This is a genomic window from Streptomyces sannanensis (assembly GCF_039536205.1).
In the GTDB taxonomy this organism is placed as follows: domain Bacteria; phylum Actinomycetota; class Actinomycetes; order Streptomycetales; family Streptomycetaceae; genus Streptomyces; species Streptomyces sannanensis.
The window spans coordinates 1010959-1027895 of record NZ_BAAAYL010000001.1; the positions used below are offsets into that span (position 1 = coordinate 1010959).

Sequence of the window (16937 nt, forward strand, 5' to 3'; positions counted from 1 at the left end):
ATCAGCGGTAAGAGGGTCAGAGCAGGAAGCCGAGCGCGACGCAGTTGGCGACGAGTGCCACGATCGTGAGCAGGCTGCGGCGGCGGTTCCAGGAGCCCCAGGAGACCCGGATGTTCTGGAAGTCCGCCGGGACGTGGTCCGGGTCGACGGTCCGCATCCAGCGGTTGACCGGCGCGTTCTTGGTGACCGAGATGAGCGCGGTGGCCGCGGCGAGCACGCCCGCCACGGCGAACAGGGTCCGCTCCGGGGCGGCGTCGGCGCCGACCGCGAGCACCGCGTCCAGGACGACGGTGCCGACCAGGCAGAGGGGCATCGCCGGGTCGTAGCGCTGCCCGAAGAACGCGTGGGCGTGCACGTACCGGTCGGTGGGCAGCGAGGCAAGATAGGGGAAGCCGCCCAGCTGGGTGCCGAACAGGACGCCGGCGGCCAGTCCGTTGAGCAGGAGCAGTAGAGGGGCGAGAACGTTCAGCATGGGCGCTCCTCAGCGAGACAGGGCCCGTGCGGCGGCCTCGACCCGCTCCTTGATGAGCTTCATCTGCACCTTGGTGTTGACGTTGAGGTGCTCGGTCATGGCCTCGTCGGTCACCGGGGCCGCGGGCTTCATGTGGAAGTCCTGGACCCAGCGCATGCGGACGCCGCCGCCGGGCTCCTCGGTGTACTCCCAGTGGATGCGCATGTACTCGAAGGGGCCGGTCTCCACGCGCTCGGCGCGCACCGTGCGGGTGGCCGGGTCGCCGGTCCGCCGCGAGACCCAGCTCCAGACGTTGCCGTCCTCGTCCGGGTGCATGGTGAGGCGGAAGACGACGGTGTCGCCCTCGCGTTCGAGGACGTCGGCGGAGGCGTACTCGCTGAAGAGGTTCGGCCAGTTGGGGACGTCGTTGGTGATCTTCCACACCACGTCCATGGGGGCGTCGATGACGATGTGGTTGTCGGTGCGTCCGGCCATGGGAACTCCGTAGGTCGTCGGGTGGTCGGGGCGTCGTGGCGTGGGTCAGCGGCCGAGCACCAGGGCCGAGGTGAAGCCGCCGTGGCCGCGCGCGAGGACCAGCGCGTGGCGCAGCGGCAGTTCCCGCGGGGCCGTGGTGACCAGGTCGATGTCCAGGCCGGGGGCGACGTCGTGGACGTGCGGGGTGTGCGGGACGACGCCCTCGCGCAGCGCGAGCAGCGCGGTGGCCACGTCGAGCGGCGCCCCGCCGCCGTAGAGCCGGCCGGTGAGCGTCTTCGGCGCGGTGACCGGGACGGCACGCGGGCCGAAGACGGCGGTGATGGCCGTCGCCTCGTCGCGGTCGTCGTCCGGCGCGCCGGAGGCGTCGGCGAAGACGACGTCGATGTCGGCGGGGGTGAGCCCGGCGTCGGCGATGGCCTGTTCGGCGGTACGGCGCAGGGCGCGCGGCCGCCCGGACCCGGGGGCCGGGTCGAAGCCGGCGGCGTGGCCGAGGACCCGTCCGTAGACGGTGTCCGCGCCGCGCTCGGCAGCCGACGCGGCGCTCTCCAGGACGAGGATCGCCCCGCCCTCCCCGGGCAGATGGCCCGAGGCCTCGGCGGTGAAGGGCAGATAGGCCCGCTCCGGGTCCTGGACGGTTGACAGCCGGCCGGTGGTGAGCTGCGCCGTGAGGCCGTACGGGCAGAGGGAGGCGTCCGTGCCTCCGGTGACGACCAGCCGGGAGCCGCCGCGCAGCAGCCGCCGGGCCTGGGCGATGCCGTCGAGGCCGCCGGCCTGCTCGCAGGCCAGCACCCCGCAGGGGCCGCGCATCCTGTGCCGGATGGACAGCTGTCCGGTGGTGGCGGCGTAGAACCAGGCGATCGACTGGTAGGCGCCGACCCAGCTCGGGTCGTTCTGGTAGAGGGCGGTCATCTCCTTCTGGCCGAACTCGGTGCCGCCGGAGGACGAGGAGGTCACGACGGCCATCTCGTACTCGCCGATGGCGTCGAGGTCGGCGCCGGAGTCCGCCAGCGCGGCCTCGCCCGCGGCCAGGGCGAGATGCGTCCAGTGGTCGGTCTGGACGATCAGCCGGCCCGGCACGCGCTCGGCGGTGTCGAAGCCGGGCACCTGGCCGGCGTACCGCACCGGGTAGGGCGACGGGTCGAAGCGGCCGATACGTCCGATGCCGGACTTGCCGGCCAGGACCGAGGACCAGTGGGCCTCGATGCCGATGCCGGTGGGGGCGCAGATCCCCAGTCCCGTCACGACGGGCGCGCCGGCACCCTGCCCCGCGGTGGGCTTGGCGGCGGTCATGGTCACTCCCCTTTCAGGCGGCGGTCTCGGCGGTGCCGGGCGAGGACCATCGCGCTCTGGAACCCGCCGAAGCCGCTGCCGACGGTGAGCACCGTGTCCATGGCGTGCTCCCGGGCGGTGACGGGCACGTAGTCCAGGTCGCAGAGCGGGTCCTTGGTCCGGAGGTTGGCCGTGGGCGGCACCACCTGGCGGTCGAGGGCCAGGGCACAGGCGGCCACCTCGATGGAGCCGATCGCGCCCAGCGAGTGCCCGACCATCGACTTGATGGAGCTGACCGGGATGTCGTAGGCGTGCGGGCCCAGGCTGCGCTTGAACGCGGCCGTCTCGTGGCGGTCGTTCTGCTTGGTGCCGGAGCCATGCGCGTTGATGTAGTCGACGGCGGTGGGGTCCAGCTTCGCCCGGTCCAGGGCGACGGTGATGGCCTCGGCGAGCTCCCGGCCGTCCAGCTTGAGGCCGGTCATGTGGTACGCGTTGCTGCGGCTGGCGAAGCCGGCGACCTCGGCGTAGATGCGGGCGCCGCGGGCCAGGGCCGCCTCCCGCTCCTCGATGACCATGACGGCGGCGCCCTCGCCGAGCACGAAGCCGTCGCGCTGACCGTCGAAGGGCCGCGAGGCGTGCTCCGGGTCGGCGTTGTTCGGGGTGGTCGCCTTGATCGCGTCGAAGCAGGCGGAGGTGATGGGCGAGATGGGGGCGTCGGTCGCGCCGGCGATGACCACGTCGGCCGAGCCCTCCTCGATGAGCTGCACGCCGTGGCCGACGGAGTCCAGGCCGGAGGTGCAGCCGGTGGAGATCAGCGCGACCGGGCCCTCGGCCCCGGTCTCCCAGGCGACCTCGACCGCGAGGGTGGAGGGCACCATGTAGCCGTACAGGTGCGGGACGCCGTACTCGTGGTCGACGAGCCACTTCCTGCCGCTGTCGGAGAGGGTGACGTACTCCTCCTCCAGGCCCATGGTGCAGCCGACGGCGCTGCCCAGGGAGACCGCGATCCGCGCGGGCTCGACGGCCGGCAGCTCGATGCCGCTGTCGGTGACCGCCTCCCGGGCGGAGACCACGGCGAACTGGGCGGCCCGGTCCATGCGCCGGATCTGCCGGGCGGTGAGGCCGGCGGCCGCCGGGTCGAAATCGACCTCGGCGGCGACCTGCGAGCGGAACGCCGCCGGGGCGAACAGGGTGATCCGCCGGGTGGCCGTGCGCCCCTCGGACAGCGTCTGCCAGAAGGCCTCGCGGCCCACCCCGCCCGGCACGACCGCGCCGATGCCGGTGATGACGGCGCGTCGGGTCACTGGGCACCGCCCACGTCGGGGTTGGCCTGCTCGGGGCGCTGCGCCGGCTCGGTGTCGACGTGGCCGAGCTCGGGGCGGGGCGCGAGCGGCGACAGGTGGAAGGCGCAACGGGCGGTGGTGTCGCCGGTGTTGACGAGGCGGTGGCGTACCCCGATCGGCACGAGGAGGGAGTCGCCGGGGCCGAGCGGCACGACGTTGCGGCCGTCCAGGGTCATCTCCAGGGTGCCGTCGACGACGTGCAGGAACTCCTCCGAGTACGGGTGGTAGTGCTCGGTCACCCAGTCGCCGGGCTCCAGGGTCATGACGCCGCCGAAGCCGGAGGTGCAACCGACCGTCTTCGGGCTGAGGGTGGTGCGGATGTCGCCGCCGCGCTTGGTGTTGGCCTCGACCTCGTCGGCGGCCACCTTCACGGTTCGGGTGATGGCGGTGGTCACTGGATCCGCCCTTCGTCCTTGGTCCAGATGTAGAAGGGCTGGGCCATCGCGTCCTTGGGCTCCTGCCAGTTGGGGTCGTACGGCTCCACGCACTGGGCGAGCCTGGTGTTGATGTCGTCGTAGAGCGGGTGGCTGCGGGCCCGGTAGAGGTTCGGGCCGATGTCGTCGTCGGCCTCCACCAGGTGGAAGTACAGGCCGTGGAACCGGAACAGGGTGCGCCGGCTCACGCCGATCATGTGCGGCAGGTCGGTGGCGTCGGACTCCTCGAAGATCTTCGCGATGTCGTCCGTCCGGTCCGGCCGCAGCTTGGCGACGATCAGAGTGCGGTGCACGGGTCCCTCCCGATGGTCGGTGGTCACGGGAGAACGTCGCACCGCGGTCTGGAGGAGTGCTCGAAGTCCTCTCCAGCGAGGCGACTTCGAGCGCGGCCCGAGGCGGGCGGGCTGTGCTGACCGGGGACCGTCCCCCGACAGACAAGGGAAAGGGCAGCAGGCATGCCGTTCGCAGCGATCACGTACGACATCAAGCCGGGCCACGAGAAGGAACTGACCGAGATCTTCGGCGACTTCAAGCGGGTGCGCAGCAGCCGGGTCGAGGACGCCTCGGGCGAGCAGGCCGGCACGATCCTGGCCACCGCGGTCTTCCTGCGCGACGACACCCTGGTCCGGGTCATCGAGTACACGGGTGACCTGGAGGCCGTCGCCCGGCACATGGCGTCGCAGCCGGGCGTGCGCGAGGTCGAGCGGAAGCTGAAGCCGTATCTGAGCAGGCCCCGCGACACGGACACGGTCGAGGGCTTCGTGGCGACCTTCCGGCGCAGTCTGCTGACCACGGTCGCCCAGATCTCCGTGCGGGACCTGCCCGCGCCGGCGTAGCGGGCGGACAGCGCACCAGGCCGCACTCCGGAGGGTCCGGGAGTGCGGCCTGGTGGGGTGCGGCGGTCAGATCGCGGTCAGGGCAGCCGCGTTGAGGGTCAGGGCCAGGACGGCCAGGGCGGTGCGCAGGTAGTGGTACCGGCGCCACAGGGGACGGGGATCCTCCCAGTCCGGCGGGAGGACCACCGGGTCGGTGACCGCCTTGACGCGGCGGTTGATGGGCACGTTGCACAGGTGGGAGACCCCGGACACCCCGAGCAACAGCACCGCGGCGACCGCGAACAGCGGCCGGGCGACACCGTCGGCCGCCACGGCGAGCACACCGTCGGCGAGCGTGCTGCTCAGCACGATCACGGGCATCGTGGGGTCCCAGTTCCGGCCGAGCAGCTGGTGGGCGTACACATAGGTGCCGGTCTCCATCGCGAACAGCGCGGGCAGCACGCTCAGCGCGACGGCGAACAGCACTCCGGCGGTGACACCGCTGCCGAGCACGGCCGCGACGGCCAGCACGACGGTCATGACGCCGGGGCCCCCGTGGGGTGGGTGTCCACGGTCAGCTGGGCTACGGTGCGCATGGTGGCGTCGCGGAAGTACGCGGCGAACGCCTGGGGCGAGCTGGTGTCCCGCGGCTCGGCGAGGTAGGGCTGCAGCTCGGCCTCCGCGGTGTGGACGCCCCGCTGCGCGGCCATGTGGCGGCCGACGGCCGAGAAGTCGCCCTCGTAGTGGATGACCCGGACGACGATGTCGTCCTTGACGAACACCGCCGTGCCGAGCAGCCGGCCGGCCTGCTCGCCGTCGCCGCCGGTGAAGTCGGGGGTGTCGACCCGCTGGAACTTGGCGAAGATCTCGGCGATCTCGTCCTCGTGACCGGGTTTGACCCGGTAGGTGATGGCTGCGTAGGGCATCAGTTTCCTCCGTCGGCTTCGCGGGTGGTGCCGGTGTCGTACGGGTCCGGTGCGGTCGTCACCGGACGGCCCCGGCCCGCGGTGCGGTGCCGATCAGCTGGAGCAGCATCCGCGGGGTCTCGGCCTCCATGACGGCGTCGTCGTCGAGGACGATCCCGTACGTGCGGTTGATCACGCTCGTGGCCTGGAGCAGGGCGAGGGAGTCGTAGCCGAACTCCAGGAAGGGGGTGTCCAGTGCCTCCTCGCCCTCCAGCGCCATGCCCTCCTCGGGGGCGCCGACGCATTCGAGCAGGAGCGCTCCGAGCTCGGACAGGTTCATGTCAATCACGATGCTTCCTCTCGGTTCCTTGACGGTCAGTTGGCCCGCGCGAGCAGCGGGCTCGCGGCGGCGGCCGCGGGGTCCAGTTCGAGCTGCGGCGAGGAGTCGAGCACCGCCCGGTGCAGCTGCTCGACGCTGGGCGAGGGGTCGAGCCCGAGGCTCTGGTTCAGACAGCGGCGCAGCTGCCGGTACACGGTCAGCGCGTCACTGCGGCGCCCGACCCGGTACAGCGCGAGCATCAGCTGCTCGTGCACCGCCTCGTGCATCGGATGGCGGGCGGCGAGCCCGGACAGCTCACCGACGAGCTCATGATGGCGGCCCAGCCTCAGGTCTGCCTCGATCCGGCGCTGAAGGACGCTCATCCGCGACTCGTCCAGCCGGGTGGCCTCCACCTCGAGCAGCGGCCCGCACTGGACGTCGGAGAGCGCACGGCCGTGCCACAGCGACAGCGCCCCGCCGAAGTACGAGGAGGCCGCCGGCCAGTCACCCTGGTTCAGCGCCCGGTGCCCGGCCGAGGACAGCTCGTCGAACTCGTGGGCGTCGAGCAGCCCGCCGTGGGTGTCGAGCCGGTAACCGCCGGGCTCGGTGACGAGGACGCTCTTGGCGCCGTTCGGCAGGCTGTCGCCCTCGGCGCCCTCACGCAGGGCGGCCGCGATGGCGTTGCGGATCTGCAGGATGTACGTCTGCAGGGTGGTCTGGACGCTGCGCGGCGGGTGCTCGCCCCAGACCTCCTCCACCAGCGCAGCCACCGACACGGCCTCGCCCGCCTCCAGGGCGAGCAGCGCGAAGACCTTGCGCGGTTTGACGGCGGTGAGGTGCACGGGCACTCCGGACAAGGTGGCCCGGAACGGGCCGAGCACGCTGATGTCCATGCGCGGATCTCCTTCGGGTTACGTGGATCAGCCGGCCTGGTGGTACGGCGCCGCGTCGGTTCGCGTCGCCTCAGGTCCTGTCGAACGCGGACCGCAGGGACTCCCCCACCTCGCGGGGCACGTCCCGGCCCCGTACGAAGAAGTGGGTGCCGCGGACGGTACGGAGCCGGAAACGGGACGTCGTGCAGTGCTTCCAGGCGTGCACCTCGGTCACGGAGACCAGGGGATCGATCTCGCCCGCGTAGCCGTCGAGGGGGCACGGCAACGCGGTCACGGGCGTGGACCGCAGGTCCTGCGCGAGGAGCAGATCGGCCCGCAGGGTGGCGAGGGTGCCGGCCAGCCAGCCGATCCGGTTGCGCAGCGGGGCGGGGATGCTCTGCTGGTCCCCCAGGGACAGGATCAGCTCCTCGTCGGGGAGTTCGGGACTGACAAGCGTCTCGATCAGCGGCGCCGGCAGCTGCGGCGCCGAGCAGGCGCCGACCGCGAGCCGCTCGGGCGGGCGCAGCCCGGCGCACACCCGGTGCTCCGCGAACCGGTAGGCGACCAGCGCCCCCAGGCTGTGCCCGTAGAACGCGTGCGGCTCGTCGAGCAGCGACCCCAGATCGCTCTGGAGCTCCTCGACCAGCCGGGCGCCGTCGGTGATCCGTTCCTCGCGCCGCCGGCTCTCCCGGCCCGGCAGCCGCACCGGCAGCACGGACACACCCGGTCCGACGCGCCGCTGCCACCCGGCGAAGGTCATGGCGCCCCCGCCGGCGTGGTGGAAGGTGAACAGCCGGACGCCGTCCCTCCCGGACGCCGGCCGGACCGCGAGATAGCGCTGCACCCGATCCCCCTTCGTCTGCCGCACCGTTGCTCCGCATCTTTTCGGTCAGATGCGCGATCCGAGGGTCACCGCAGGGCCTCGTTCATCGCTCAACTGGCGCTGGAGCGCGGATCGGAGAGCCGGGGCAGCGCGTCGCCGGTCTCCGGCCGGTCGCCGAAACCGGGGTCGTTGACAGCCGCACTGACCGTGTAGGCGTCCTCGACCAGCCAGCTGTGGAACGACCAGTCCTCCCCCGTGCCGGGCGTGCCGTCGGGCCGCAGCATGGACAGCCGCGCGTCGCCCGGCCCGAAACCGAACTCGGTGAAGCGGAACCGCAGTCCCTGGCCGATCGCCTTGCTGTAGGCCTCCTTCAGCGTCCACAGCCGCACCAGCTCGCGGTTGCGCCACTCCGCCGGCACGCGTTCCAGCGCCTCCCGTTCGTGCGGGGTGCAGGCCATGGCCTCGGTGCCGAGGTCCAGCATCCGACGGTCGGCCGGCTCGGTGTCCACCCCGATCCGGCCGAACCGGGTCAGGCCCACCACGAGCAGCCCCTCGGTGTGGCTGAGGCCGACGTCCAGCTGGTCGATGCCGCGCAGGAACGGACGACCACCCGGCTTGTACGCCAGCTCGAGCTCGCCGGGCAGGGTGCCGAGCACGGCGCTCGCCGCGGACTTCAGGAGCAGCCGCGCGGCGACGAACCGGTCCCGGTTCCGCGAGGCGGGCATCCGGGCCAGGCGGGCGTGGTCCGGCCCGAGGTAGGCGGCCAGCTCCGGCGCGCCGAGGTCGGGCGGCAGCCAGTCGTCGACCGCCGCGTAGACGACACAGGTGCCGTGCGCCGCCACGGCCCCGCGCACCGGCTCCCACGAGCACCCGGGCCCGCGGTGCCGCAACGGCCGCATCATGTCGTACCTCCTCGTTCGGCGCCCCTCGCGGGGCGCGGGATCCGCCCTGACCGGGCGGGGCCGGGACGCCCCTACCGGCCGATCGCCGTCGCGTACAGGTCGTAGCTGCGGGCGTCGTCGAAGCGGTGCAGCAGTTCGGCGAGCAGCCGGTCGGCAGCCGCCGCGGGCATGCGGACCGCCGACCGGTCGAGCCGGCCGGCGACGCGGGTGAGCGCGGTCGCCGCCCAGGCCGGGTCGGCGAGGAAGCCGCCGGCCGGGCGGTGGCGCCACACGCCGAGGCAGGCGGCGCCGGCGACGAGCAGCGCGTACCGATCGGCGAGCGCGTAGGCACGGGGGCTGACGGGTTCGCCGGCGGGCCGGGCGGCGAGCGCGGCGCAGCCCTCGCGCAGGGCGCGCAGCTCTGCCACGAGGACCGCGGCCGCCTCCGCGAGCGGGCCGTCGGCGTGCCGCGCCGACTCCTCCAGCGAGCCGAGCAGCGAGTCCCGGTCGGCGGCCGGTCCGTCGCCGCCGACCCGGTGGGGCGGCAGCCCCGCGTCGAACGGGCGGAACAGCGGGGCGAGCCCCTCGCCGCCGCCGGGGTCGCCGAGCGAGGGCAGCCGCAGCAGCTGGGCGACGAGCACGGCCCTGCTGGCCGAGGCGCCGGCGCTGCCCAGGCCGAGCATCGGCAGGTCACGGGCGGTCTTGTGGAAGATGCCGTAACTGCCGCTCGTGGCATAGGCCTCGGAGCCGAGCACGATCGACAGGTCGTCCATCGTCTCGTTGAGGACCGTCGGCAGCAGGTACTTGGCGGCGGCGCCCAGCGTCCCGCTCTCCCGGGGCAGCAGGTGCGTCGCCCGGGTGGCGACGAGCGCCAGGCAGTCGCACACCAGCAGGTCGGCGAAGGCGTTCACGAGCGCCGTACGGGTGCGGGAGGAGTGCAGCGAGGCCGGGCTGCGCCGGCGGCGCGATCGGGCGAAGGCCGTCGTGGTACGCAGGGCGGTGTCGGCGCAGCCCAGGGCCATCGACAGGCCGGCGCTGCGGGTGAGCGGGAAGACCTGCTCGGCCAGCCGGATCGCGTCGCCCGCGGCTCCGAGCAGCCGCCCGGCGTCGAGGCGGTGGCCGTCGAAGGCGAGCCCCTGGACGGCGCAGCCGCGCACCCCGGCGGTCGGGCGGCGCGGCAGCAGCCGGAGGCCCCCGCCGTCCGGGTGCGCCGGTCCCGGCGCCAGGAAGGCGCTCAGCCCGTCCGGCGTGTGGGCGAACAGCACCAGCGCCCCTGCGCGGGCGGCGTTGTTGAGGGCCTCCTTGCGACCGCTGAGCAGGTAGCCGGCCCCGTCCGGCACGGCGGTGAGCCGGTTGCGCAGGAAGTCGTTGCCCTGGGGCGGCTCGGGGTAGGCGCAGGCCATCCGGCCGTCGGCGAGCAGCAGTGCGGCGGTGTCCTGTCGCTGGCGCGGGGTGCCGGCGGTCCAGACGACCACCGCGGCCAGGTACGAGACGAGGCCATGGCCGAGGCCGAGCGCCGCGTCGCGGCGGAACACCACGCGCAGCACCCGGGCCAGGGTGTCAAGACGGTCGAGGCGGCCGCCCAGTTCGCGGGGCACGAACTCGGCGTTCAGACCGAAGGCGTCGAGCAGCCGCTCGGCGGCCGGCAGCAGCAGGTGCCGTTCGTCGGCGGCCAGGAACTGCTGGGCGCCCAGGGGGTTGCCCGGGTCGTCGAGGTCGCCGAATTCGTGCTCGAGCCGGGCGATGCGTTCCTGGACGGCGACCTCCGAGGAGTCGACCGCGTTCACCGTCGTCGTCATGCCATCCCTCCGTTCTCTTCCCGCTCGTGCTGCCCACCGCTCGACCGGCACGGCTCAAGACGCGCTCAAGGTCTTCCGGTCAGAATCGGTTCCATCGCCTCCTCCGGGCACGGAAACCGGGTTCACCGGTCGCGGCCCCGGCGCGCCGCTCTGTCGGTACTGCTCCCAGAACGGGTTCTGGTCCACGGGCAGCCACATGGATCCGTAGGCCACCAGGCAGGTCCATACCGACCGGGCCAGGCGCCCGAGTACGACTCGGACGTCGGCACCGTCGGGGGGTGCGGTTGCGGGCATGTCGTGCCGTCCCTTCTGCTGTCGGGACTGTCCACGATCGGCGCCGCGGCTCGGCGGATCCTCGAGGAACTCTCGTGGGCGCGGGCCCTGACCCGTTCTCGAGCCGTACTCGAGCGGGGTGTGATCGGATGGCTTGAAGTGTGCACACCGGAATGAGAAGGGGGCCGGCGGTTTACCAGCGCGATCTCAACCCCGAGTTGACCGTGATGGGGCGCGTCCTGACCAGCGCGCCTCCCCAGGTGTTCGAGCCCGAACTCCTCGCGTACGCCAGGCACCGGGAGTCCCGCAGGGGATTCGTCTCCCGGGTGACCGCCGCCCTGACCGAGCGGCCCGGCGGCTATGTGTTCCTCGACCGGTGGATCGGCATGGACCGCCTGCTGCAGGCGGCGCATCCGGATCCGGCCGCCCCGGCCGCCCCGGCCGGGCCGCGGCGGCTCGCGGCGTCCCTCCACGCACAGGCGGAACTGCTGGTCACGGTGGGTCAGATGACCGTGCACGGCGGGCCGGCCGACGCCGCCCAGCTGCTGTTCGTGCGGGCCGTGGTGAGCGGCGAGCCGGAGCGGTTCGAGCTGGACTTCGGCTCCCTGGTCGGCGAGTGCGTGCCGGAGGAGGGCTTCGGCGGCAGCACGCTGCTGCGCTCGATCGCCGACCCGTACGTCTACGCGGGGCTGCTGTGGTGGCGGGACGCCGCGGCCGAGGAGCGGGTGCGCGCGAGTGTCGGCTGGCGGGACCGGCGCGCGCGTCTTGCGGCCTCGGCCCGTATCACCGAGGAACCCGCCCGCCCGCTCGACGAGTCCTGACCCGACCCGTCCCCGAGGACTCTTCGAGGGGCCCGCCGCAGCATCCGCGGCATGGACGAGCCCACCCAGACGCAGCCCTCCTTCGTCGTCGTCCGCGGCCGGCCGGACCCCGACGAACTCGCCGCCGTGACGGCGGTCCTGCTGGCCAGACTGCGTGCGCTGGGCGCGGCTGCGGAGCCGGACGACGCGGCGGGCAGGCCGCTCCGGGCCCCCTGGGCGACCCCCCGACGGCCCCGCCCGCGCGTCGGCTGGACGGCCTCGCGCTGACCTTCCGGCGCCCCTGCGACCCAGCGGCGGTCGAGTGCCCTTCAAGACGCCGTGCCTACGGTGACTGTCGCGGGTGGAACAGGCGCCGAGGTCGGGGGCGTACGCGCCCGTACGACACGCAGGGGGCCGAATGAGCGACTACCGCACCTTCACCGAACTGATGACCGAGAGAGCCGAGCGGGCGCCCGAGCGCACCGCCCTGCTCCTGCTGCCGGACAGCGACGCACACGGTCGCCCCGCCTCGGTCACGTACCGCACGCTCGACGCCCGGGCCCGTCGGCTCGCCGCCCGGCTGTGCGCCGACGGCGCCGCCGGGGAGCCGGTGCTGCTGCTGCACGCGTCCCGGAGCCAGTTCGCGGTGTCCTTCCTGGCGTGTCTGTACGCCGGTGCGGTCGCCGTCCCGATTCCGCCGTACGACGGCCGCAGCCACCACGAGGAGCGGGTGGCCGGGATCGTCCGGCAGACCTCCCCGCGGGTCGCGCTCACCTGCGCGACGCTCGCCCCGGACGTCTCCCGGCTGCTCGCCCGGCACGGCCACGGCTCGATCCCGTGCCTCGCCGCCGACGCGGTGGCCGGGCCGGAGACCGAGCGGCTGCCCGAGGTCGGCCCGGACACGGTGGCCTATCTCCAGTTCTCCTCCGGTTCCACCGGCAGTCCGAACGGCGTGGTGGTCACCCACCGCAACCTGCTCGCCAACCAGCGGGCGCTGCACGGACTGCTCGGCGCGGGCCCGGAGTCCCGGATCGGCGGCTGGCTGCCGTTGCACCACGACATGGGCCTGGTCGGCCAGCTGCTTCACCCCTTATGGCTGGGCGCCACCTCCGTCCTGGTGTCGCCGCAGTCCTTCGTCCGCCGGCCGGTGCGCTGGCTGGAGGCGATCGGGCGGTACGGCATCGAGGCGAGCGGCGCCCCGGACTTCGCGTACGACCTGTGCGTGCGGCGGGTCACCGACGAGGAGCTGGCCGGGCTCGATCTGTCCGGCTGGCGCGTCGCGATCTCCGGCGGGGAGCCGGTGCGCGCCGAGACGCGGAGGGCGTTCACCGAGCGGTTCGGGCGCGCGGGCCTGCCCGCGGGGGCGATGCACGCGGCGTACGGCCTGGCCGAGGCGACCCTGCTGGTCTCCGGCGGGCGGGCGGTGGACGGTGAGTGGGCGGTCGATGCCGAGGCCCTTCAGGAGGGCCGGCTGAGCGAGCCGCGGCCCGGGCGGGCGGCGCACACCCTGGTGTCGTGCGGCACGGTCGACGCGGCCGCCGGCCGGGTGCTGATCGTGGACCCGGAGACGCACGAGGTCCGGCCGGACGGACAGGTCGGCGAGATATGGGTGAACGGACCCGGCGTCGCCCCGGGCTACTGGCGCGACCGCTCGACGACCGCGGAGCGCTTCGGCGCCGTGACGGTCGACGGGACCGGCGGGATGCTGCGCACCGGCGACCTCGGCACGGTGGCGGACGGCCGGCTCTACGTCACCGGTCGACTGAAGGACGTGATCATGGTCGCTGGCCGCAACCTTTATCCGCAGGACGTGGAGCGCAGTGTGCAGCGGGTCAGCTCGCTGTTCGGCACGGGATCCGCCTTCTCGGTGCCCGGGGAACGCGAACGGGTCGTCGTCGTCCAGGAGTTGCGGACCCACCAGCGGTACGCCCTCGACCTGGAGGGTCTGGTGACGGACGTCCGGCGGTGCCTGAGCAAGGAGTTCGAGGTGGCGGTGGCAGGGGTGCTGCTCGTGCGCCCCGGCACCGTCCGGCGCACCAGCAGCGGAAAGGTCGAGCGGGTCGCGATGCGCCGGCTGTTCCTGAACGGCGGGCTGCGACCGCTGCACCAGTATCTGGCCGACGACCTGGCCGGAACGGCGGGCCCGCGCCGTTAGCGGCGGGCGACCCGCCCGGCGGACCGCCGGCGGGAAAGAACACAGACAGGGGGAAGATGTGAGCGGAACGGCACCCGGCGACCCGGACGAGAGGCTCTTCGCCGCCTGGCTCTCCGAACGGATCGCCCGTTACGCGCGGCGCGCGGTCGGCGACGACGAGGACCTGTCCCTCTGGGGACTCGACTCGGTGGCCCTGCTCAGCCTGGTGGGGGACATCGAGGTCGAGTTCGAGCAGATTTTCGAAGCCGCGGACATCTGGGCCCATCCGACCATTCGCGACCTGGCCCACCACCTGGCGATGCGCCAGGGCATGCGCCGGCACTCCGGCCGGGTCAGGGCGGCGTTCGTCTTCACCGGACAGGGCAGCCAGCACCCCCGGATGACGGCCGGGCTGCACCGCGAGCTCGCCGCCTACCGGCGCCATCTCGCCGCGGCCGACGAGGCGATCGCCCCGTACCTGGGCCGCTCGGTCACCGAGCTGATCCTCGACGGGGATCCCCGGGTGCACCGGACGGCGCTGACCCAGCCGGCGCTCTTCGCCGTCGGGTACGCCCTGGCGATGACGCTGGTCGAGGAGGAGGGGGTGCGTCCGGTGGCCGTGCTCGGTCACGGCATCGGCGAGCTCGCGGCGGCCGTGGTCGCCGGGGCGCTGACCCTCCCCGACGCGGCCCGGCTGGTGTGCTGTCGCGGCGCCTTCATGCAGCACCTGCCGTCCGGCGGCGGGATGATGGCGACCTGCGCCAGCCCGTACGAGGCGGCCGACGCGGCGGCGGGAGAACCGCAGGTGAGCATCGGCGCGGTCAACGCGGCACGCGCCACGGTGCTGTCCGGCCCGGTCGCGGGCCTGGAGCGGGTCCGCGAGCGACTGGCCGCGGTCGGCATCGCCAGCACCTTCCTGGAGGTGACGCACGCCTTCCAGTCGCCGCTGATGGAGCCGGTGACGCCCCGGTTCGAGGCCGCGGCCCGGCATGTGGCGGGCGGGCCGCCGACGCTGCCCTACTACTCGACGGTGTACGGCCGCGAGTACGCCGATCCGCTGACCACGGCGTACTGGACGGCGCAGATCACCGCACCGGTACGGTTCACCGACGCCGCCCGCCGGATGCTCACCCGGCAGGCCCCCAGCCATGTCGTGGAGATCGGCCCCAAGGCGGTGCTCACGCCCTTCCTGCGGCGGATCGCCGGGGCCCGGGGACCGGACTGTCTCGCGGTGTGCCGCAGCCCGGGGAGCGACGCGGTGTACCTGGCGGGCGTGCTGTCGAGGCTGGACGCGGGGCCCCTGACGGAGAACTGACGGAGCGGCGGCCCGGCGGAGGACCGGAGCGGCGGCGGGCGGCGCCGGGGTGCGGCGCCGGCCTACGGGATCCAGCCGGCCTCCTCGGCGATGCGGATCGCGTCGATCCGGTTGCGCGCCTGGAGCTTGTCCACGATGGCCGTGAGGTAGTTCCGTACCGTGCCCTGGGTCAGATAGAGGTGGTCGGCGATCTCCACGGCGTCGGCGCCCCGCGCCGCGAGCCGTAGCACCTGGGTCTCCCGGGGCGACAGCGGGTTGTCCGGCGCCTCCCAGGCGCTCAGCGCGAGTTCGGGGTCGATCACCCGCTGACCGGCGGCGACCGAGCGCACCGCCTGGGCCAGCCGGTTCGGCGGGGAGTCCTTGAGCAGAAAGCCGGACACCCGCGCGGCCATCGCCCGCCGCAGCGTCCCCGGCCTGCCCAGGCTGGTGAGGATGAGGGTGCGGCACTCCGGCACCCGCCGGTGCAACTCGGCCGCCGCGGTGAGGCCGTCGACGCCGGGCAGGTCGATGTCGATGACCGCGACGTCCGGACGGGCCTCGAGCGCGCTCGGCACGATCAGGTCACCGCGCGCGACCGAGGCGACGACCTGAAGATCCTGCTCCAGTTCCAGCAGCGCGATCAGCGCGCCGCGGACCATGTGTACGTCCTCGGCCAGAAGGATCTTGATCAGCAGCATGGGCTCCCCCCGATGTGTCCAGTGTGCTCTCAGACCACGTGTCTGCCCGCTTCTCCGAGCCGGCCCGCCGCGTCGTCGGCCGCCCGGTGTCTGTGCGACGGCAGCGGCTCGGCGTCCTCGCCCTTCGGGGGCCTGAGCGGAGCCGTCGCCGCCAGCCGGAACCGGTTCCCGGCGATCACCCCCGCCGTCATCTCGCCGCCGATCGCGGAGAGCCGGGCCCGCAGATTTCCGAGACCGCTGCCGCGGTCCGGGGCGTCCGACCGGTCCGGCGCGACGACACCGTCGTTGACCAGCACCAGCCGCACCAACTCCCCCTCGACCCGCACCGTGACGGTGCACGACTGCACCTTGCTGTGCCTGAGCATATTCGTGACGCCCTCGCGCAGGGCGGTCGCGAGCACGGTGTCCACCAACGGGTGGAGCCTGCCGCAGTCGATGTCCACCTCCGTCTCGACGTCGGCCGCCGCCATGACCTCGGCCACCGACTCGGCCTCCGCCGCCAGCGACATGTCCCGGTAGCCGCTGGCCACCAGCCGGACGTCGGCCAGTGCCTGCCGGGCGACGCCGAGCACCGAGGCGACCTCCTCGCGGGCCCGCTCGGGGTTGACCAAGACCAGACGGTGGATCAGCTCGCACTTGAGCGTGATCGCGGAGAGGCTGTAGCCGAGCAGGTCGTGCAGGTCCCGGGCGAAGCGCAGCCGCTCCCGGGTGACCGCCATCCTGGCCATCTCGGCGCGGGTGTCGTGGACTTCGCGCACCAGATCGGTGAGCCGGGTGAGGCCGTAGATGACCAGTCCGGTCAGCGCGGTGGAGACGGCGTAGTAGCCCGTCTCGAGCGCCGACACCCCCCCGCCGACGGACCAGCCGAGCATGGCCAGCGGGACCGCGCCGTAACAGGGCCAGGCGATCCGGCCGGGGAGCATGAGGAGAATCGATCCGGCGAGCGGCCCCGCCATGCTTCCCCACGCGACCCCCAGCCACACCATGGGCCCGAAGGTGAGCAGCGCCTGCGCAACGAGGATGGCCGCCCGGCGCCGACCGGACCACCGGCGCGCCCGGGGCGAGGTGAGCAGCATCTGCACCGCGTAGAGCATGACCACGACGCCCGTGCACAACACCAGGCCGAGCGTGCCGGAGACCACGTTCTCCACGTTGAGCAGGGTGACGACGCCGTATCCCGCGAAGACCACCGTGCTGATCCCCTGGGCGAGCCGCGGTGCCAGCAGATCCCTGGCCGGGGCTCCCCCCGCTGGGCCCTTGACGCCGATGAGGTCGTTGTCCGAAACCCGGAAACGGCCCGCCATGTGTGGACTCCTCGCGTGGGTGTCGGGA

Annotated in this window: 20 protein-coding genes; 5 read left to right on the top strand and 15 right to left on the bottom strand. The window is 73.4% G+C overall.

All coding sequences use genetic code 11. From position 1 onward, the window contains the following. Nucleotides 1-16 precede the first annotated feature (16 nt). From ABD858_RS04585 to ABD858_RS04610, 6 genes are read right to left on the bottom strand one after another with little or no spacing between them, the layout of a single operon-like run. Nucleotides 17-472 carry an anthrone oxygenase family protein gene (locus ABD858_RS04585; protein WP_345034764.1) on the bottom strand — a complete coding sequence of 152 codons (456 nt, stop codon included), beginning with the start codon at nt 470-472 and terminating at the stop codon, nt 17-19. 9 nt (nt 473-481) lie between these two features. Continuing rightward, complete coding sequence (locus tag ABD858_RS04590; protein WP_345034765.1) at nt 482-946, bottom strand: SRPBCC family protein; 465 nt, start codon at nt 944-946, stop codon at nt 482-484. 45 nt (nt 947-991) lie between these two features. Continuing rightward, on the bottom strand, nt 992-2236 hold the full coding sequence (locus ABD858_RS04595; RefSeq protein WP_345034766.1) for a ketosynthase chain-length factor: 1245 nt from the start codon (nt 2234-2236) through the stop codon (nt 992-994). Nucleotides 2237-2238: 2 nt separating this feature from the next. Next, entirely contained in the window at nt 2239-3519 is a 1281-nt protein-coding gene (locus tag ABD858_RS04600; RefSeq protein WP_345034767.1) for a beta-ketoacyl-[acyl-carrier-protein] synthase family protein, read from the bottom strand. After that, complete coding sequence (locus ABD858_RS04605; protein WP_345034768.1) at nt 3516-3953, bottom strand: cupin domain-containing protein; 438 nt, start codon at nt 3951-3953, stop codon at nt 3516-3518. The genes ABD858_RS04600 and ABD858_RS04605 overlap by 4 nt, the downstream gene beginning before the upstream one ends. Further along, nucleotides 3950-4285, bottom strand: a complete 336-nt coding sequence (locus ABD858_RS04610) for a TcmI family type II polyketide cyclase (protein ID WP_345034769.1) — start codon at nt 4283-4285, stop codon at nt 3950-3952. Before ABD858_RS04610 ends, ABD858_RS04605 begins: the two co-directional genes overlap by 4 nt. A 162-nt stretch (nt 4286-4447) precedes the next feature. On the opposite strand from ABD858_RS04610, the gene ABD858_RS04615 reads away from it, so the two are divergent. Continuing rightward, nucleotides 4448-4828 (top strand): SchA/CurD-like domain-containing protein, encoded by a 381-nt coding sequence (locus ABD858_RS04615; protein WP_345034771.1) that lies wholly within the window; start codon nt 4448-4450, stop codon nt 4826-4828. 66 nt (nt 4829-4894) lie between these two features. On the opposite strand, the gene ABD858_RS04620 is transcribed toward ABD858_RS04615, so the two are convergent. The 7 genes from ABD858_RS04620 to ABD858_RS04650 all read right to left on the bottom strand — a co-directional run bounded on the left by ABD858_RS04620 (nt 4895) and on the right by ABD858_RS04650 (nt 10406). After that, nucleotides 4895-5347, bottom strand: coding sequence for an anthrone oxygenase family protein (locus tag ABD858_RS04620; protein WP_345034772.1), 453 nt, complete (start codon nt 5345-5347; stop codon nt 4895-4897). Beyond that, entirely contained in the window at nt 5344-5733 is a 390-nt protein-coding gene (locus ABD858_RS04625; protein ID WP_345034773.1) for a SchA/CurD-like domain-containing protein, read from the bottom strand. Before ABD858_RS04625 ends, ABD858_RS04620 begins: the two co-directional genes overlap by 4 nt. A 58-nt stretch (nt 5734-5791) precedes the next feature. Next, nucleotides 5792-6052 carry an acyl carrier protein gene (locus ABD858_RS04630; protein WP_425586306.1) on the bottom strand — a complete coding sequence of 87 codons (261 nt, stop codon included), beginning with the start codon at nt 6050-6052 and terminating at the stop codon, nt 5792-5794. Nucleotides 6053-6087: 35 nt separating this feature from the next. Continuing rightward, the gene (locus ABD858_RS04635; RefSeq protein ID WP_345034776.1) at nt 6088-6924 is read right to left on the bottom strand and encodes an AfsR/SARP family transcriptional regulator; all 837 of its coding nucleotides are present in this window, start codon (nt 6922-6924) and stop codon (nt 6088-6090) included. Nucleotides 6925-6994: 70 nt separating this feature from the next. Then, nucleotides 6995-7771: a thioesterase II family protein gene (locus ABD858_RS04640; protein WP_345034777.1), complete on the bottom strand. Its 777-nt coding sequence runs from the start codon at nt 7769-7771 to the stop codon at nt 6995-6997. Between the two features lie 65 nt (nt 7772-7836). Further along, nucleotides 7837-8628 carry a 4'-phosphopantetheinyl transferase family protein gene (locus ABD858_RS04645; RefSeq protein WP_345034778.1) on the bottom strand — a complete coding sequence of 264 codons (792 nt, stop codon included), beginning with the start codon at nt 8626-8628 and terminating at the stop codon, nt 7837-7839. A gap of 71 nt (nt 8629-8699) precedes the next feature. Beyond that, nucleotides 8700-10406: an acyl-CoA dehydrogenase family protein gene (locus ABD858_RS04650; protein ID WP_345034779.1), complete on the bottom strand. Its 1707-nt coding sequence runs from the start codon at nt 10404-10406 to the stop codon at nt 8700-8702. Between the two features lie 446 nt (nt 10407-10852). Between ABD858_RS04650 and ABD858_RS04655 the strand changes: the two genes are divergently transcribed. From ABD858_RS04655 to ABD858_RS04670, 4 genes are all read left to right on the top strand, one after another. After that, nucleotides 10853-11500 (top strand): hypothetical protein, encoded by a 648-nt coding sequence (locus ABD858_RS04655; RefSeq protein ID WP_345034780.1) that lies wholly within the window; start codon nt 10853-10855, stop codon nt 11498-11500. 51 nt (nt 11501-11551) lie between these two features. Then, entirely contained in the window at nt 11552-11767 is a 216-nt protein-coding gene (locus ABD858_RS04660) for an acyl-CoA carboxylase epsilon subunit (RefSeq protein ID WP_345034781.1), read from the top strand. Between the two features lie 130 nt (nt 11768-11897). Continuing rightward, the gene (locus tag ABD858_RS04665) at nt 11898-13634 is read left to right on the top strand and encodes a fatty acyl-AMP ligase (protein ID WP_345034782.1); all 1737 of its coding nucleotides are present in this window, start codon (nt 11898-11900) and stop codon (nt 13632-13634) included. A gap of 58 nt (nt 13635-13692) precedes the next feature. Then, nucleotides 13693-14928 carry an acyltransferase domain-containing protein gene (locus ABD858_RS04670; protein ID WP_345034784.1) on the top strand — a complete coding sequence of 412 codons (1236 nt, stop codon included), beginning with the start codon at nt 13693-13695 and terminating at the stop codon, nt 14926-14928. Nucleotides 14929-14990: 62 nt separating this feature from the next. Here ABD858_RS04670 and ABD858_RS04675 read toward each other — a convergent pair whose 3' ends face one another. Both ABD858_RS04675 and ABD858_RS04680 read right to left on the bottom strand, forming a co-directional pair. Next, the gene (locus ABD858_RS04675; RefSeq protein ID WP_345034785.1) at nt 14991-15605 is read right to left on the bottom strand and encodes a response regulator transcription factor; all 615 of its coding nucleotides are present in this window, start codon (nt 15603-15605) and stop codon (nt 14991-14993) included. Between the two features lie 29 nt (nt 15606-15634). Then, entirely contained in the window at nt 15635-16909 is a 1275-nt protein-coding gene (locus tag ABD858_RS04680) for a sensor histidine kinase (RefSeq protein ID WP_345034787.1), read from the bottom strand. Between the last annotated feature and the right edge of the window lie 28 nt (nt 16910-16937).

Coding starts and splice junctions, on each gene's coding strand:
- ABD858_RS04585 (WP_345034764.1), bottom strand. CDS start 472: ATGCTGAACGTTCTCGCCCCTCTACTGCTCCTGCTCAACGGACTGGCC.
- ABD858_RS04590 (WP_345034765.1), bottom strand. CDS start 946: ATGGCCGGACGCACCGACAACCACATCGTCATCGACGCCCCCATGGAC.
- ABD858_RS04595 (WP_345034766.1), bottom strand. CDS start 2,236: ATGACCGCCGCCAAGCCCACCGCGGGGCAGGGTGCCGGCGCGCCCGTC.
- ABD858_RS04615 (WP_345034771.1), top strand. CDS start 4,448: ATGCCGTTCGCAGCGATCACGTACGACATCAAGCCGGGCCACGAGAAG.
- ABD858_RS04620 (WP_345034772.1), bottom strand. CDS start 5,347: ATGACCGTCGTGCTGGCCGTCGCGGCCGTGCTCGGCAGCGGTGTCACC.
- ABD858_RS04625 (WP_345034773.1), bottom strand. CDS start 5,733: ATGCCCTACGCAGCCATCACCTACCGGGTCAAACCCGGTCACGAGGAC.
- ABD858_RS04630 (WP_425586306.1), bottom strand. CDS start 6,052: ATGAACCTGTCCGAGCTCGGAGCGCTCCTGCTCGAATGCGTCGGCGCC.
- ABD858_RS04635 (WP_345034776.1), bottom strand. CDS start 6,924: ATGGACATCAGCGTGCTCGGCCCGTTCCGGGCCACCTTGTCCGGAGTG.
- ABD858_RS04645 (WP_345034778.1), bottom strand. CDS start 8,628: ATGATGCGGCCGTTGCGGCACCGCGGGCCCGGGTGCTCGTGGGAGCCG.
- ABD858_RS04650 (WP_345034779.1), bottom strand. CDS start 10,406: ATGACGACGACGGTGAACGCGGTCGACTCCTCGGAGGTCGCCGTCCAG.
- ABD858_RS04655 (WP_345034780.1), top strand. CDS start 10,853: ATGAGAAGGGGGCCGGCGGTTTACCAGCGCGATCTCAACCCCGAGTTG.
- ABD858_RS04660 (WP_345034781.1), top strand. CDS start 11,552: ATGGACGAGCCCACCCAGACGCAGCCCTCCTTCGTCGTCGTCCGCGGC.
- ABD858_RS04665 (WP_345034782.1), top strand. CDS start 11,898: ATGAGCGACTACCGCACCTTCACCGAACTGATGACCGAGAGAGCCGAG.
- ABD858_RS04675 (WP_345034785.1), bottom strand. CDS start 15,605: ATGCTGCTGATCAAGATCCTTCTGGCCGAGGACGTACACATGGTCCGC.
- ABD858_RS04680 (WP_345034787.1), bottom strand. CDS start 16,909: ATGGCGGGCCGTTTCCGGGTTTCGGACAACGACCTCATCGGCGTCAAG.